Source organism: Sphingobium abikonense NBRC 16140 (genome assembly GCF_001598335.1).
GTDB lineage: Bacteria > Pseudomonadota > Alphaproteobacteria > Sphingomonadales > Sphingomonadaceae > Sphingobium > Sphingobium abikonense.
In genome coordinates this window covers 1-15,178 of the sequence record NZ_BCYT01000029.1, presented here as the reverse complement: position 1 = coordinate 15,178, position 15,178 = coordinate 1, and the positions used below count along the sequence as shown (strand labels likewise).

16 protein-coding genes are annotated in these 15,178 nt (G+C 64.5%); 8 read left to right on the top strand and 8 right to left on the bottom strand.

The genetic code is table 11. From position 1 onward, the window contains the following. Positions 1–58 precede the first annotated feature (58 nt). Together SAB01S_RS17600 and SAB01S_RS17595 are read left to right on the top strand one after the other, a co-directional pair. Positions 59–598 (top strand): Smr/MutS family protein, encoded by a 540-nt coding sequence (locus tag SAB01S_RS17600; protein WP_062734625.1) that lies wholly within the window; start codon positions 59–61, stop codon positions 596–598. 100 nt (positions 599–698) lie between these two features. Beyond that, positions 699–2,384 carry a putative bifunctional diguanylate cyclase/phosphodiesterase gene (locus SAB01S_RS17595; protein ID WP_062734618.1) on the top strand — a complete coding sequence of 562 codons (1,686 nt, stop codon included), beginning with the start codon at positions 699–701 and terminating at the stop codon, positions 2,382–2,384. Positions 2,385–2,387: 3 nt separating this feature from the next. Here SAB01S_RS17595 and dapE read toward each other — a convergent pair whose 3' ends face one another. Beyond that, a complete protein-coding gene (gene dapE, locus SAB01S_RS17590) occupies positions 2,388–3,533 on the bottom strand; it encodes a succinyl-diaminopimelate desuccinylase (protein WP_062734617.1) in 1,146 nt (381 codons plus the stop codon). A gap of 57 nt (positions 3,534–3,590) precedes the next feature. On the opposite strand from dapE, the gene SAB01S_RS18310 reads away from it, so the two are divergent. Next, positions 3,591–4,034, top strand: coding sequence for a cupin domain-containing protein (locus tag SAB01S_RS18310; protein WP_083951452.1), 444 nt, complete (start codon positions 3,591–3,593; stop codon positions 4,032–4,034). 47 nt (positions 4,035–4,081) lie between these two features. Next, entirely contained in the window at positions 4,082–5,077 is a 996-nt protein-coding gene (locus SAB01S_RS17580; protein ID WP_062734624.1) for a S66 peptidase family protein, read from the top strand. Here SAB01S_RS17580 and SAB01S_RS17575 read toward each other — a convergent pair. The 4 genes from SAB01S_RS17575 to SAB01S_RS17560 all read right to left on the bottom strand — a co-directional run bounded on the left by SAB01S_RS17575 (position 5,074) and on the right by SAB01S_RS17560 (position 8,778). Further along, positions 5,074–5,664 (bottom strand): histidine phosphatase family protein, encoded by a 591-nt coding sequence (locus SAB01S_RS17575; protein WP_062734614.1) that lies wholly within the window; start codon positions 5,662–5,664, stop codon positions 5,074–5,076. The two genes, SAB01S_RS17580 and SAB01S_RS17575, sit on opposite strands and share 4 nt — an antisense overlap. Before the next feature lie 5 nt (positions 5,665–5,669). Then, complete coding sequence (kdsB, locus tag SAB01S_RS17570; protein WP_062734612.1) at positions 5,670–6,479, bottom strand: 3-deoxy-manno-octulosonate cytidylyltransferase; 810 nt, start codon at positions 6,477–6,479, stop codon at positions 5,670–5,672. Beyond that, the gene (locus SAB01S_RS17565) at positions 6,476–7,552 is read right to left on the bottom strand and encodes a KpsF/GutQ family sugar-phosphate isomerase (protein WP_370174080.1); all 1,077 of its coding nucleotides are present in this window, start codon (positions 7,550–7,552) and stop codon (positions 6,476–6,478) included. The genes kdsB and SAB01S_RS17565 overlap by 4 nt, the downstream gene beginning before the upstream one ends. Positions 7,553–7,776: 224 nt before the next feature. Then, the gene (locus SAB01S_RS17560) at positions 7,777–8,778 is read right to left on the bottom strand and encodes an NAD-dependent epimerase/dehydratase family protein (RefSeq protein ID WP_062734611.1); all 1,002 of its coding nucleotides are present in this window, start codon (positions 8,776–8,778) and stop codon (positions 7,777–7,779) included. Between the two features lie 132 nt (positions 8,779–8,910). On the opposite strand from SAB01S_RS17560, the gene SAB01S_RS17555 reads away from it, so the two are divergent. Continuing rightward, a complete protein-coding gene (locus SAB01S_RS17555) occupies positions 8,911–10,041 on the top strand; it encodes a GNAT family N-acetyltransferase (RefSeq protein ID WP_062734610.1) in 1,131 nt (376 codons plus the stop codon). Between the two features lie 5 nt (positions 10,042–10,046). After that, positions 10,047–10,907, top strand: a complete 861-nt coding sequence (locus SAB01S_RS17550; protein WP_062734622.1) for a cupin domain-containing protein — start codon at positions 10,047–10,049, stop codon at positions 10,905–10,907. Here SAB01S_RS17550 and SAB01S_RS17545 read toward each other — a convergent pair. Genes SAB01S_RS17545 through bla form a run of 3 tightly spaced genes read right to left on the bottom strand, consistent with a single transcriptional unit; the run spans position 10,885 to position 13,532 of the window. Beyond that, complete coding sequence (locus SAB01S_RS17545; protein ID WP_062734608.1) at positions 10,885–11,952, bottom strand: GNAT family N-acetyltransferase; 1,068 nt, start codon at positions 11,950–11,952, stop codon at positions 10,885–10,887. The two genes, SAB01S_RS17550 and SAB01S_RS17545, sit on opposite strands and share 23 nt — an antisense overlap. Before the next feature lie 43 nt (positions 11,953–11,995). After that, a complete protein-coding gene (locus tag SAB01S_RS17540; protein ID WP_062734607.1) occupies positions 11,996–12,352 on the bottom strand; it encodes an Mpo1-like protein in 357 nt (118 codons plus the stop codon). A 52-nt stretch (positions 12,353–12,404) separates the two neighbouring features. After that, positions 12,405–13,532, bottom strand: a complete 1,128-nt coding sequence (bla, locus tag SAB01S_RS17535) for a class A beta-lactamase (RefSeq protein WP_245646522.1) — start codon at positions 13,530–13,532, stop codon at positions 12,405–12,407. Positions 13,533–13,596: 64 nt separating this feature from the next. Here bla and ung point away from each other — a divergent pair, with 64 nt between their 5' ends. Further along, positions 13,597–14,307, top strand: coding sequence for a uracil-DNA glycosylase (gene ung / locus SAB01S_RS17530; protein ID WP_062734605.1), 711 nt, complete (start codon positions 13,597–13,599; stop codon positions 14,305–14,307). Positions 14,308–14,939: 632 nt separating this feature from the next. Next, the coding region (locus SAB01S_RS17525; protein ID WP_062734620.1) for a GIY-YIG nuclease family protein at positions 14,940–15,178 on the top strand (239 nt) is incomplete at its 3' end.

Genomic DNA, 15,178 nt, shown 5'->3' with positions numbered 1-15,178 from the left:
TCATCCTGCTGCCGATCGGATCGGCGGCCCGCCTCACCGGGCGCTGACGGGCCCCGCCATGACTAGGCGGAAGCTCAATGCGGAGGAGGAGGCGCTCTGGGCGGCGCTGATCCGATCCGTCCGCCCCTTGCGACCGCAAGCGGCCCTGGCCATCGTCCCTGACGCGTCACAGGCAGTCGATCATCGCCCCCCGAGCCTCCCCCGGCCGCTACCTCCTCCCGCCCCCTCGCCACCATCGCGCCCGGCGCCCGCCGCCATATTGGACGGCACCTGGGAACGGCGCATTCGCGGTGGCAATATCAGCCCGGACATGAGCATCGATTTGCACGGGCACAGCCTGTCGGCCGCGCATGCGCGCTTGAACCAGGCGCTCGGCTCCGCCGTGATGAACCAAGCGCGGGTGCTATTGGTCGTAACGGGAAAGCCGCCCAAAACGGCGGAAAAATCCGGCTCGTCACGCCGTGGCGCGATCCGCGGCGAAATTGGACACTGGCTGGAAACCAGTCCCCAAGCTCACCGGATCGCCAGCGTGCGGATCGCGCATCCGCGCCATGGGGGTGACGGCGCGCTCTATGTGATATTGCGTCGCGCAAGATAATCTGCTGCCCGCTTCAAACGCTGACCGTTTCTTAACCAGCATGTTCCATATGCATCGGATTGGTGCTCCTTGACCGGAGCGTAAAGCGGACAGGAGACATATGCGGGGGGTGACGTTGAAAAGCCGCGCCACCGCCTTCGCCTGCGCTGCGGGGGCTTTGGTCTTCATCCTGTCGCTGGTGCTGGGCTATACGCCGGGCCAGCAGGATGATCTGACGCAGGTCGGCCGCGCCCTGATCATCGCCATCTTGTGCGGCACGTTGAGCTGGGCGTCGACCAGTCGATCCATGGCTTCGACCGCCGCCGCCGTCGACAGCGCGACAGAGCGGCTGCTGTCCGCCGCACATGGCGATCTGCAATCCCCCGTGTCGCCCGATATCGGCGCTGAATTGCCGGACCTGTCCGTCGCGATGCAAAGCCTGTTTTCCCAAGTGCGCACGAACCTGGATCATGTGCAGAGCCTGGCGCTATTCGATCAGATTACCGGCCTCGCCAATCGCACCAGCTTCTGCCGTCAGGTGGAACGGCATCTGACGGGCCGAACCTCGGACGCCATGGCTGCGCTATTCTTCATCGACCTGGATGGGTTCAAGGGCGTCAACGACAGCCTGGGCCACGCTGCGGGCGATCAGTTGCTGGCCCGTGTCGCCGGGCGGTTGCGCGAAGTGGTCATGGCGCAGGTGAGCGCGGGCACCGGCGACGCCGTGATCGGCCGCCTCGCCGGCGATGAATTCACCATGTTCTTTCCCTTCCTGCCCGGCCCCAGCGCGGCGGCACGGATCGCGCGCGCCGTGCAATTTGCCCTGGGCGAAAGGTTCGACCTTGGCAGCCAGCATGTTCAGTTGGGCGCATCCATTGGCATTGCCTGCTATCCCGATCATGGCGACACCCTGTCGGCGTTGCTGCGTGCGGCCGACGTCGCCATGTATCATGCCAAGCATCAGGGGCGCGGCCGGGCGGAAATCTATAATAGCGACCTGGCGCTGGAGGCGGCCGATCGCGCCGAGCTGGAGCGCGACCTGTTGCTTGCCCTGCAGCGGGAGGAATTCCTGCTGGAGTTCCAGCCTCAGATAGATGTCACCAATGGCCAGGCGGTCGCCGCCGAAGCCCTGGTCCGATGGGCGCACCCGGAACGCGACCTGGTCATGCCGGGCGCTTTTGTCCCGATTGCTGAAGAGAGCGGCACCATCGTCGCCTTGGGCGACTGGGTGATGAGCCGCGTCTGCGAAACGGCCGCGCACTGGGCAGAGGCCGGGCAAAGGCAGCGGATCGCCATCAACATCAGCACGCGGGAGCTGTCGCAGGCTGATTTCTTCCTGCGATTGCGCCATGCCATGGCGACTCATCAGACGCCGGCGTCGATGCTGGAACTGGAAATCACTGAATCCGTCGCCATGAACATGGACCCGCGGGTGCTGGAGCAACTGATCGCTTTGCGCGCCGAGGGCGTATGCATTGCGATAGACGATTTCGGCACGGGCTATTCCAACCTCGCCCGCCTGCGCGAATTGCCAGTCGACCGCATCAAGATCGACCGCAGTCTGGTGCGTGACATCGCCAGTTCAGCAGAAGCCCGCACCATCTGCTCCGCCGTCGTCGGCCTGATCCAAGGCCTTGGCATGGAAGTCGTGGTCGAAGGGGTGGAGAATGAGGCCCAGATGGACGTGCTGCGCGTCATCGGATGCACCTTGTTCCAGGGCTATCATCTTGCCCGGCCGATGGATGAGCAAAGCTATCTCACCCACTTCGCCGTTCCCATGATCGTCCAGGAACGCCTTATCGGCTAAGCGTCAGGACAGCCGCAGCGCCCTTTCCACGATCTGCGCATAGATGCGTTGAAGATCGCGCAAGTCCTGAATCGCGACGGCTTCGTCCAGCTTATGCATGGTCGCATTGTTGAGGCCGAATTCGACCACCGGGCAGAGGCGCGACAGGAAACGCGCGTCGGACGTACCGCCCGTGGTCGACAATTCCGCCTCGACGCCCGTCACATCCCTGATCGCCGCGCCGACGATATCCGACAAAATGCCAGGCGCCGTCAAAAAGGATTCGCCGCTGATCCGGGCCTCCACCGTTCCGCCTTCCGGCGCGGCGAGCGCGGTGATCCGGTCGATCAGCGATGCGCCGCTATGCCGATCATTGTACCGGATCGAAATGCGCGCTGTGGCTTTGCCGGGGATGACATTATGCGCCGGGTTGCCGACTTCGATGTCGGTAATCTCGATATTGCTGGGCTGGAACCACTCGGTCCCCTCGTCCAGTATCTCTGCCTCGATCGCCGTCAGGATGCGGACGAGCCGGGGTATGGGATTATCCGCCAGGTGCGGGTAAGCGACATGCCCCTGTGATCCCGCGACGTTGATCCACATATTGACCGAGCCCCGCCGGCCAATCTTCATGACATCGCCCAGGCGGTGCGACGATGTCGGTTCGCCCACCAGACACAGGTCCGGCCGCAGAGCGCGCGTCGCCATTCGCTCCATCAGGGCCAATGTTCCATATGTGGCGGGGCCTTCCTCATCGCCCGTGATGATCAGGCTGATCGTACCGGGCAAATCGTCCGGCAGATCGGCAAGCGCGGCGACGAAGGCTGCGATCGCGCCTTTCATGTCAACGGCCCCACGCCCGTACAGCAGGTCGCCACGAATGTCCGGAGAGAATGGGTCGCTGTTCCACCCCGCGCCCGGCGGAACGACATCCAGATGCCCGGCGAAGGCAAAATGCGGGCCTGCGCCGGTCGTGCGCCACGCCAGCAGATTCTCAACGGGGCCATCGGGCGCTTCCCCCACCGTGAACCGATCGACCGTAAAGCCGAGCGGCACGAGCATCGATTCCAGTTCGTCAAACACCGCGCCGGTCGCAGGAGTTATGGACGGACAGGCCAGCAGGCGCTGCGCCAGGGCCACGACATCATCATTGGTGCTGGTCATGCTCATGGCGACGCGTTAGCGAATGACCTGCCCCTTGGCCAGCCGCACAGGAAGGAGGACGCCATGCCCCGCATCGATCTGGACGATATCGTCCAGAGCAACGGCACAGCCTATCCCGCTGATCTTGCGGCTGCGGTCCAGGAGCGCTGGGTCCGGCGCATCGCGCCGGCCATGGGCCTTACCGATTTCGGCGTCAGCCATGTCGTGCTGAAACCCGGGGCCGCTTCGTCCCAGCGCCATTGGCACGAGGATGAGGATGAATTCGTGGTGATGCTGGCTGGGCAGGCCACACTTGTTGAAGAAGACGGGCGAACAGTGCTGCACGCCGGCGACTGTGCCGCCTTCCCCAAAGGCGAGCCCAATGGTCATCATCTGGTGAATGAAAGCGACGCCGATTGCGCCTTCATCGCCTTTGGCAGGCCGCCATCGGGCGATTGCCATTATCCGGATATAGACCTGCTATGGTCTGGCGGGGCCTACCGGCACAAGGATGGGAGACGATATTGACGATCAAGATGAACCGCCGCGCTCTGGTTACGGGCGCAGGCAGCATGATGATGGCGGCTTACGCATCCTCCGCCATCGCGGCGACGACCCCGGCCTTGATCAAGCCGCGCAGGCTGCGGGAAGGCGATATCGTCGGCCTGATCGAGCCGGCAGGTTTTACCGACGACGCATTCGACCTGGATCTGGTGGAAGACACGATCAGGGCCATGGGCCTGAAGCCCAAACGCGCGCCGCATCTGGTCGATCGCTACGGCTATCTGGCGGGGAAGGATGCGGACAGGGCATCGGACGTGAATGCCATGTTCGCCGACCCGACGATCAGCGCGATCTTCGCGGTGCGTGGCGGCTGGGGTTGCGCGCGTATTTTGCCGCTGCTCGACTGGCGAACCATCCGCACCAACCCCAAGCTGCTCATCGGCTTTTCCGACATTACTGCCTTGCATCTGGCCGTTGCGGCCAAGGCCGGCTTTACGACCATTCATGGCCCCAACGCATCGAGCAGTTGGGGCCGGTATAGCTGGGATGCGTTCCGCGCCGTCGCGTTCGACGCGGGCACACCGACGCTGACCAATCCGCAGGGACAGGAAGACCGCCTGGCGCAAAGGATCGGCCGGGTCCGCACATTTGGTTCGGGCATAGCGCGCGGACGGTTGCTGGGCGGAAATCTGACGGTCCTCGCCGCCTTGATGGGCACGCCATGGCTGCCCGACTTTTCGGGCGCGATCCTGTTCATTGAGGATATTGGCGAAGCGCCCTATCGGATCGACCGGATGCTGACACAGCTTAAACTGGGCGGTATCCTCGACAAACTGGCGGGCGTTGCCTTTGGCCAATGCACCGATTGCGGGGCTGCCGGCCCCAGCTATGGGGGCTTCACCCTGTCGGAAGTGCTGCAACAGCATCTTGGCCCCCTGGGCATTCCTGCATTCCAGGGCGGGCAGTTCGGCCATGTTGCCAATCAATATAGCCTGCCGCTGGGCGTGCAGGCGGAAATGGACGCGACAGCAGGGACGATAAGGCTGCTGGAGCCCGCGGTCAGCTAAGCGGCGTCAGGCGGACGCACATTCCAGCGCACGCATCGCACCCTGTCATCACCATCAACGGCAAACTCGCCAAACGCGCCCGTGCGCAGTTTGGCGGGGGGCAGGCCAAGGGCGATTAGCGCGAATCGGGCCGCCCCGTTGCTGGTGACGAGCAGGTCGGTCCCTTCTCCCGACCCGGCGAAAAAGGCGCGCCATGCGGCGATCCGCGCGGGCGCATCCACGTGCCAGCCGTCCGGCGGGATGGCGTCCTCCTCCCATCGCGCCAAGGCCGCAGCGCCAATGCGGGCGATGACCGCGTCCTCGGCCTGGCCCTCATCAGGGCCGTGGTCGATTTCACCCAGCCAGTCGCAGCATCCGTCCAGTGCGTGACCTGTCGCGGCGGCGATCGGCGCAGCAGTCTGACGCGCACGCAACAGCGGACTTGCCAGCAACAGGCGAATATTCGTCCCGGCAAAAAAGTCCGCCAGCGCCGCCGCCTGAGCATGGCCGCTGTCGACCAGCGGAATGTCGGTCGCGGACCCAATGCGTCGGGGCGCCTCGTGACTGGCGAATGTGTTGCCGTGGCGGATGACGAAGATGCGGCGCATGGAGGTCAGAGCGCAGGCGTTGGGTCACCATGTTCGGCAATCAGCCGCTCGACCCTGATAATATCGGCTTCGGTGTCGATGCCGGAACTGTCAAAACGGGGCGCTTCGACAGGGACCGTCATGATGTCTATCCCCAATTCCAGCAGCCGCAGCTGCTCCAGCCCTTCCAGACGCTCCAGCATCGTCGGCGCGCTTGCCTCGAACTGCCGCAGCGCATCGAGCCGATAGCCATATAGCCCGACATGCCGCCAGACGGGGGACAACGGATGGGCCGCACGCAATCGGTCTTCATCCCGGATTGCAGGCAGGATCGTCTTGGAGAACCAGAGCGCGCGGCCATCGGGCGCCCGGACGCAGGTCGTCCCGCTGAAGGGCGATCGCACCTTATGGTCACGCAGCGCGTCCAGCGCGGGCCAATCGAGCGCAATCACCGGAGTCGCGACCTGCGCGCCCCCCTCCAGCGCGCCCAAAACCGCGCCAAGCGCGCCCTCCGGCTGAAACGGTGAATCGCCCTGAAGGTTGATGACGAAGCGCGGAGCTTCGGCCAGCGACAGCGCCGCAGCCAGGGCGCGGCCGGAGCCAGTTGCAATGGCGCTGTCGGTCATGACCGCCGGGCAGTCCGCCTCATGCGCGTGGGCCGCAATAGCATCATCGTCGGTGGCGACGACCAAGGCCACGTCGCCCCTACCTGCGATCGCCGCGCGCGCCATGGCGATCGTGCGATGCAGCAGCGTGCGCCCGGCGATCAGCCGTAGCGGCTTGCGCGGTAGCCGGGTCGATCCGGCGCGCGCGGGAATGACGACAAGATGGTTCAGGCAACCCCTGCGTGCAGCAAATCATGCATATGCAGCGCCCCGGTCAGGCGGCCATTTTCGCAGACGAACAACAGCATGATATTGCGCTCATGCATCATGTGCAGCGCTTCGGACGCAAGCTCGTCGGGTCCGACGGCCTGCGGCGTCTGCGTCATGAAACGGCCAACCGGCTCGGTCAGATTCTGCTTGCCCGTGACGGTGCGCCGCAGATCGCCGTCCGTGAAGGCGCCGATCAGGCGGCCATTGCGATCGACCACCGCCGTGCCACCCAGGCGCGCGCGCGTCATTTCGATGGTCGCATCGAGCAGCGACGCGTCTTCGCGCACCATCGGCACCTGCTCATCGCGCGCCATGAGTTCGCGCACCTTGATAAGCTGCGCGCCCAGACGGCCATTGGGGTGGAATTTATGGAAATCATCCGCGGAAAAGCCACGCATTTCCATCAGGGAAACCGCCAGCGCATCGCCGAACGCCATCTGCACCGTGGTCGATGTCGTCGGCGCAAGGGCGTTGGGGCAGGCTTCCTGCACGTCCGGCATCAGGATGCAGATGTCGGCGGCCTGCGCGACGGTGCTCTGCGGCTGCGCCGTCATGCCCAGCAAGGGTATGGCGAATCGCTTGCAATATTGGATGATCGGACCGAGCTCGGTCGATTCGCCCGAGTGCGACAGCATCAGCACGACATCATCGGGCGTCACCATGCCCAGATCGCCATGTCCAGCGTCCGCCGGATGCAGGAAGATGGCCGGCGTGCCGGTCGAGGTCAGGGTTGCCGTCATCTTGCGCGCGACGATGCCGCTCTTGCCGATGCCCGTCACGATGACGCGGCCACGCACTTTCATCAGCATGCCGACCATACGCAGGAAGGTCGCGGCAAATTCCCGCTCGCTGAACCGCGCCTCGAGCGCCTGCAAGCCGCCGGCGGCGATGGACAGGCTTCGGCATGCCGTATCGACGATACGGCTGCCCGAGCCAAATGGCACAATCTTGGATGCTAATGTCGACACGCGCTCGCCCTTTAGTTCCGCCCGATGCCGCGAGCCCTGTCTCGCCGGCACAAAGACGCCGATCATCTGCCGCTTTCGGTCAGTGATCTCTCCTCGTTCCGCGACCCTTCTGCCGATCAGTGATCGGCGTGACGCGACTGTCTACGCCGTTTCAGCAACTTATGGCAATCTATTTTGCAGGTGCGAAGAGGTAAAGCGTCGAAAAAACAGGAAATCGCGATTCGCCGGTGAGACGGGGTGAAGAGTTAGGACGACGAACAGCGCAACCTTTTAGGCATTCGCGCGTGCGCTTAATCGAGATCATTGTAGCGCCGATACCATTGCACGAATCGGGGCACACCAATTTCTATCGCGGTGCTGGCGGAAAAGCCGATGTCCCGCGCGATCGCACTGATGTCGGCATAGGTGGCGTGCACGTCTCCTGGCTGCATCGGCTGAAAATCCAGCTGCGCCTTACGGCCGATCGCTTCCTCCAGCACCGCGATCAGATGCATGAGTTCTTCGGGCCGGTTATTGCCGATATTATAGAGCCGATGCGGCGCGCGACTGCCTCCCGCCTTCAGCGCGCCATCATCGGCCGGCGGATGATCCAGGCAGCCGATGATGCCCTCGACAATATCGTCGATATAGGTGAAATCGCGCTGCATCCTGCCATGGTTGAATACGGGAATGGGCTCGCCGGCCAAGATTTTGGACGTGAAGATCCACATGGCCATATCCGGCCGCCCCCACGGACCATAGACAGTGAAAAAGCGCAGGCCGGTCATCGGGATGCGAAACAGATGCGCATAGGTTTCGCTCATCAGTTCGTCGGCTCGCTTGGTCGCGGCATAGAGTGACACAGGATGATCCACCCTGTCCTCTACCCGGAATGGCAGGCTTTCATTGCCGCCATAGACAGAGGAAGACGAGGCATAGACCAGGTGGCGGACATGACGGTCCCGCGCCAGCTCCAGCATGTTGACATGCCCGGCCAGGTTGGACCGAACATAGGCGTGGGGATTGAGGAGCGAGTATCGGACGCCTGCCTGCGCGCCCAGATGGACGATAGCCTCGATCACCTGATCGGTCAGTGCCGCCTGCACCGCGCCCATGTCGGCGAAATCCAGTTCGTGGAAGGTGAAGAGCCTGCCATGACGTTCGCGCAGCAGGTCGAGCCGCGCCCGCTTCAAGGCGACGGGATAATAGTCATTGAGATTGTCGATACCGACGACGGCGTGACCCTGCCCCATCAGGCGGTCGGCGACATGCATGCCGATAAACCCTGCCGCGCCAGTGACCAATATCGTCATGCCAATGTCTCCAACACGGGTATCGCCGAACCCGTCCCCTGCCCTGCCGGCTGCTGTATAGCGCCATGCGCCGCCTGCCCATAGAGGATGGGGTTTAGCCATTCCCTAACAATTCGCCGCTATCGCACCCTTATGCTCCTGGCTTCCCATCCCGCCGATCCGGACACTAACCGGCAACGCGCATCGCGAGATGCGCGGTGGATGGCCCTCGCGCTCGACGCCGCCGAGCCCAACGCCTTCTATGCGCCCGATATGCTGGTGGCGGCGCTGGATCATCTTGACGGCAAGCATCAAGTGCATGTCATCGAAGCGGTAGCGGGTGAAGAATTGATCGGCCTGCTGCCTGTCGTGCGGCACGCGCGGCACGGCCGGCTGCCGATCGGCTGCGTCGGCAATTGGATGCATGACCATTGTTTCCTGGGCACGCCAATCGTCCGGCGCGGCGTGGAGCAGGCAGCTTGGCGGTCCTTTCTGGCGCAACTGGATGACGCCCCATGGGCTAAGGGATTTCTGCACCTTCAGGGGATGGATGCCGCAGGGGCAAATGCTGCGGCCTTAGAGGCGATGTCCGGCCAGCAGCGGCGGGGCTGGCGCGAGGTCCATCGCTACGAACGCGCGATGCTGCAGTCCGACCTTGACGCCGAGCGCTATTGGGACACCCAGGTGCGCGCGAAAAAGCGCAAGGAGTTGCGCCGCCTGCAAAAAAGGCTGGGCGAACTCGGGACGGTCGAGCAACGCCTGTTGAGCGAGGAAACGCAACTTCCTGAATGGATCGACGCCTTTCTGGCGCTGGAGGCCGCGGGCTGGAAAGGCAAACAGGGAACCGCACTGTCTTGCTCGCCAAACGATAGCGCCTTTTTTCGCGCGGCCTGCGTCAACGCCTTCCGGGGCGGCCGTCTGCATATGTTGCGCCTCGACCTTGATGGGCAACCGATCGCGATGCTGGTGAACTTTCGCCATGGCGAGGGCGCCTTTTCCTTCAAGATCGCCATCGACGAGGCGCTGGGCCGCTTTTCACCCGGCGTGCTCATAGAAATCGCCAATCTCCATGCGGTTCAGAATGATCCCGCCATTGCCTGGATGGACAGCTGCGCCGCGCCCGGCCACCCCATGATCGACAGCCTGTGGGCAGAACGGCGAACGATCGTGCAATATCGCGTAGCGTTGCGGGGAACAGGCATGAAGGGCATCCGCCGCAAAGCCGCGTTCATGCTCGCAAACAAGAGCGAAGCGCTCGCAAGGACATTGAAAGGACAGCCATGACCAGCATGGATTCCGCCATCGCGCACCATCCCGCCACCTTCCCGCAAACTGCGCGCGCGGCTTTTGCCAAGGCCTATCCCGACCAGCCGGTCAAGCTGAGCCACGATCTGGTCGGTCACAGCCTGCTGACGCTGGACGCGCTTGCGAGGCTGGCCGAACGGATGCCGGCGGCATCGGTCGAATATAATCTGGGAAAGCTGCCGCTCGGCGTCCGGCCCGAAGACACGCCGTCCAACGGACTGACGCTGGGCGAAACGATCCGCACGATCGAAACCAATGGCAGCTGGGCCGTGCTCAAGAATGTCGAGCGTGACCCGGCCTATGGCGCTTTGCTCGACGCGGCGCTGGCCGAGCTGGAGCCGATCGTGGCGGCGCAGACCGGTCCGATGCTGCACCGGGAAGCATTCATATTCTTGAGTTCGCCCGGCAGCGTGACGCCGTTCCACATGGACCCGGAACATAATATCCTGCTCCAGATCATGGGCACCAAGACGATGATGATCTTCCCGGCGCGGGACGAAGCGCTTGTCCCTGCGCAGAAAAGCGAGGATTTTCACGGCGGCGGGCATCGCAATCTGGAATGGCAGGACGGGTTCAAGGCCCGGGGCACCCCCTTCCCGCTCGCACCGGGAGACGCCGTGCATGTGCCGGTGAAGGCGCCGCATTTCGTCGAAAATGGCCCGGCCGTATCGGTCAGCCTGTCCGTCACTTGGCGGTCAGACCGGTCGGTGGCGGAGGGCGAGTTGCACAGTTTCAACGCCCTTCTGCGCAAGCGCGGACTGCCCACCGGGGCCGTCAGCGACCGGCCGGAACGGCAGGGCCTGCGCCGGCTGGTCTACCGCATCATGCGGAAGCTGGGCGCCTGAGCATCCGGCGCAGCAGCGCTTCGATTTCCAGCCGGGGCGAAAAACGCTCGATCATCCACCATTCCAGCCGTTCCTCGCAGGTGGCGAGACTCTGCTTGTAGCGATCCTTGCCGGCGAGGAAGGAATAGCGCCCCAGCCCCCGGCCGGCATAATGATCGACTGCCGCGGCGTGACAGAGCAGTCCTGGCTTGTCCTTGCCGCCACGCGGCTGGGCGAAGGCGGACTGGTAATTCATCGCGACGCCGGCGTGAATGAAGGTGATGAGAAGCCCGACCAGATCCGCGCCGTCGGTTAAGCGGAGCAGGTCGACCTGCCCATTGGCAAGACCCCGTGCCGCCAGGGTTTCGACAAAGGCCCGGAAAGCCGGATCATCCCAGGCATTGTCGGCATGGCGATCGCGATTGAGTTGCGCCATGTCTTCGACCCATGGGCCGATATCGGCTAGGGCAGCGCGAGCGATCCGTGGCAAGGCGCCACCCCGATCCTTGAGCGCGCGCCGGATCTGGCTGCGGCTGTTGGCGCTGAGCAAAGAGAGATAATCGCCATTGGCGGCGCGAACGGCGTCGAGATCGACCTGATAGACCGGGGATTCGTCGCGCCGGACGCGACGGCGGGCGGGGAGGTCGAGCAAGGGGCTGCCCGGTGCCATGCCGCTGAGGCGCAGCGCCCGCCAGTCGCGGCGGGCGGTGAGCGCGGCGATAGCGGCGCTGGCGGCTTCGGGGGCGCGGTCGCGGTCGGCCAGCAGGCCGTTATATTCGATATAGGGCCGGTCGGCGGCGGGATCACCGGACTGGTTGAGGCTGAGCGTCGCGACCGGTCCCAGCAGACGCGGCTGCATGGCATGGCCCACCAGCGCCAGCGCAATGTCGCGGCCATCATCATCGACCACCGCCAGCAATTCAGGTTCCAGGCCATAGCTGTCGAGCCAAGCCCCGATCCAGGTCCAGCGCAGGAAGAAGGAGGCGTCCGATCGCGCCTCCAGCGCCTGCCAGCGGCGGGCCAGCGCAGCCCGGTCGGGCCGGAAAAAACTCGCATGATAGGACATGGCGCCCCTTGTGGCAGAGCGCGCCCTTGGGTCAAGCGGCCGATCAGACCGTGATGCGGCGGGCGGGATCGACGGTGCCGTCGCTGCGGATGCCCGCGCGGGCCAGGTCGGCGCGCATATGGCCAGTGAGGAAGCGCGCCAGCATCAGAAAATCGGCGCTCAGCGACCAGAGCGGATAGCGGAAGGTGGCGGGCCGGTTGCGTTCGATGAGGCCATGGCCCGCCCAGGCGAAGCCATAGCCCGCAAGCGGCAGCGCCAAGGCCAGCCACCAGCCCCCGGTAAGCGGCGCGCTGGCCACCATCGCGATGACCAGGCTGGTGCCCGCATAATGCAGCGCGCGCGTGCCGGGACGCGCATGTTCCTGAAGATAATAGGGCCAGAAGTCGCGAAAATGACGCATCACTCTCCCCCGCTTTTTTCTGTCCCCTCGATACGCCGCCCGGCGTGCGGCGTTAAGTCTTTTGCGCCGATCCGTGCGCCCTTTCCGGGGCGTAGAGAAAATAGTCATAGGCCGCGCGCGCGGCTTCGGCGATGATCCGGTCGCGCGACTTGTGTCCCTTGCTGTCCTTCATGACGAAGGCGACGACGGCGAAGCGGCGGCCATCGGGCAGGCGCACGACGCCGACATCATTGCCGGTGCCGTTGAGCGAGCCGGTCTTGTGCGCGACGGCGGTGCCGGGCGGCAGCATGCCAACGATCCGCGCCTTGCCGGTTTCGCAATGGGCCATGATGGTGAATAGCCGTTGCATACTGCCGGCCGACAGCGCCTTGCCCGATTCATAGGCGGTCAGAAGATCGAGCATCGCGCGCGGGGTAGACGTGTCCTCGATCTCAGCCGCGAAAGCGAGATTGGGGAGGTCGCGCAGGTCGCGGGTGACGAGCGAGGGATCAGCGCGACGGGCGGCATCCGCATTCTCGCGGAAACGGCCCGACAGCGGATGGATGCCCATGGCGCGATAGAGAAGATGCGCGGTGTCGCTGTCGACGCGCAGCCCGTCGACGCCAAGCCCCCTGACGAACTGCGTGATCGCCGCAGGCCCGCCGGCGCGCGCAACGAGCACGTCGGTGGCGTTATTGTCGCTTTTTTGCAGCATCAGTTCGAGCAGCCGCTGCACCGACAGCGACGCGCCGGGGCGGGAAAACATCCAGGCGATGCCGCCCTCGCTCGCCAGCGCCGGGTCGAGCGCCAGTTGATCGTCCAGCCGCACATCGCCCGCGTCGATCAGCGCGAAGATGCGCCCGGCGACCGCCACCTTGTAGGCGCTGGCCATGGGAAACAGCGTGTCGCCATTGATCGCCTGCGTTTCCCCGGTCTGCAAATCGCGCACGGCAATGCCGACCGTGCCGTCCGACAGGGTGGCGAAGCGTTCAAATTCGCCCAGCAGCTTGGCCTGCGCCGTCTGTTCGATCAGCGGGCGCGGCGGCGGCCCGAAGGCGTCGGCGCTGGGCAAGGGCGCGAAGAAAAGGCCAAGGCCAGCGAGCGCCGCGCCACAGCGGCTAAGGTTGGCGCGCGAGAGGCCGGACAGCGAAAAGCGGGAGGCGGAGGGCATGCCCCTGTCCTTGCGCAAGCCGGGCCGCATGGCAAGCCCCCGCGCATCGTCCGATGGTTGACGCGCCGCGATTGGCCGATCATCACCCGACGGCATGAACGCCCCCCTTTTGCTGCCCGATGCCTGGGCCACTGCGCTCGCCGGCCGGATCGACGACATAGGCCTCAGCGCCATCGCCCGGTTCCTGGGAGACGAAATGGCGGCGGGCAAGCGCGTCTTTCCAGCGCCGGACGATATTTTCCGCGCCCTTGCCCTCACCCCGCCCGATGCCGTCAAGGTCGTGATATTGGGCCAGGACCCCTATCATGGCGAAGGACAGGCGCATGGTTTGTCCTTTTCGGTACAGCCGGGCGTGCGCACGCCGCCGTCGCTGCGCAACATTTTCAAGGAATTGCACGCGGACCTGGGAATCGCGCCGGCCGGCCACGGGCATCTGGACCATTGGGCGCGACAGGGCGTGCTGCTGCTCAACAGCGTACTGACGGTCGAGATGGGCAAGGCCGCATCGCACCAAGGCAAGGGCTGGGAGGCGCTGACCGACGCGATCGTGGCGCAGGTGGCGGAGCGGGTGGTTCCGAGCGTGTTCCTGTTGTGGGGCGCGCATGCCCAGCGCAAGGCGCGCGCGATCGACGAGACGCGGCATCTGGTGATCCGATCCGCCCACCCCTCCCCCTTGTCGGCCCATGCCGGCTTTCTGGGATCGCGGCCCTTTTCGAAGGCCAACGCCTTTCTGGAGGCTAAGGGACGCGGAGGCATCGACTGGGCGCTGCCGGCGCTGGAGACGGACGCGCCCAGACTGCTGTGATGCGGTGCCGATAAGGCGACAGAGGGCGACAAGGCGACCGGAGCGAAGTTCACAGTGTCGTCGGGCATTTTCGGGCCCGAAGCGACCATAAGGCGACCGCAAGGCGACCACGAAGCGACACTAGCGCGACAGGGTGGACAGCGCCGGGAACGGATCGGATCGGCGGGCATCGTCTCTATTCGGACGGATGGCGAACGTGCTCACGACAACGCGATCGAAAGCGCGGGCCACATATGGGTCCCCGCCTGCGCGGGGATGACGGAGGGAAGCGCGGCGTTTCATCGCCAAGGGTAAATCAGATGAAATCCTATATGGAAAGGGCTTTTGGTCGGCGCGGCACGCAGCCGCGGTGAAAAGTGCGCGGAAAGCGAGGAAGACCAGGACAGCAGACGCTTTATCCCATCGTCATCCCCGCAAGGTGGGGACCCATCCTACCACGCTGCACTTGCGGTGAGATCAGGCAATGGTTTCGCGCCCTGGCCTGGGGCCGTCCTTCGGGTCGCGGGAATGACGGAGTCGGGCGGGAAGCGGACTGGCGACTTTCGAGGGCGCATAATTGCAAAGCGACCGAAATTTCTTCCGTCATGCCAGCGAAGGCTGGCATCTCAGGCGATCGTGCGCAACGATGAGATATGGCGCGCGGCGGCTACACCTACATCATGACCAACAAGGCTCGTGGCGTGCTCTACATTGGCGTTACCTGCAACCTCGCCGCACGGATGCTTCAGCATCGAAACGGCGCGGGATCGACCTTCTGCAAGAAATATGGCCTCACATGTCTCGTGCTGGTGGAGCCTCATGATGACATCACGCTCGCCATTGCCCGCGAAAAGGCGCTCAAGGCTTGGAAGCGCGAATGGAAAATCCGACT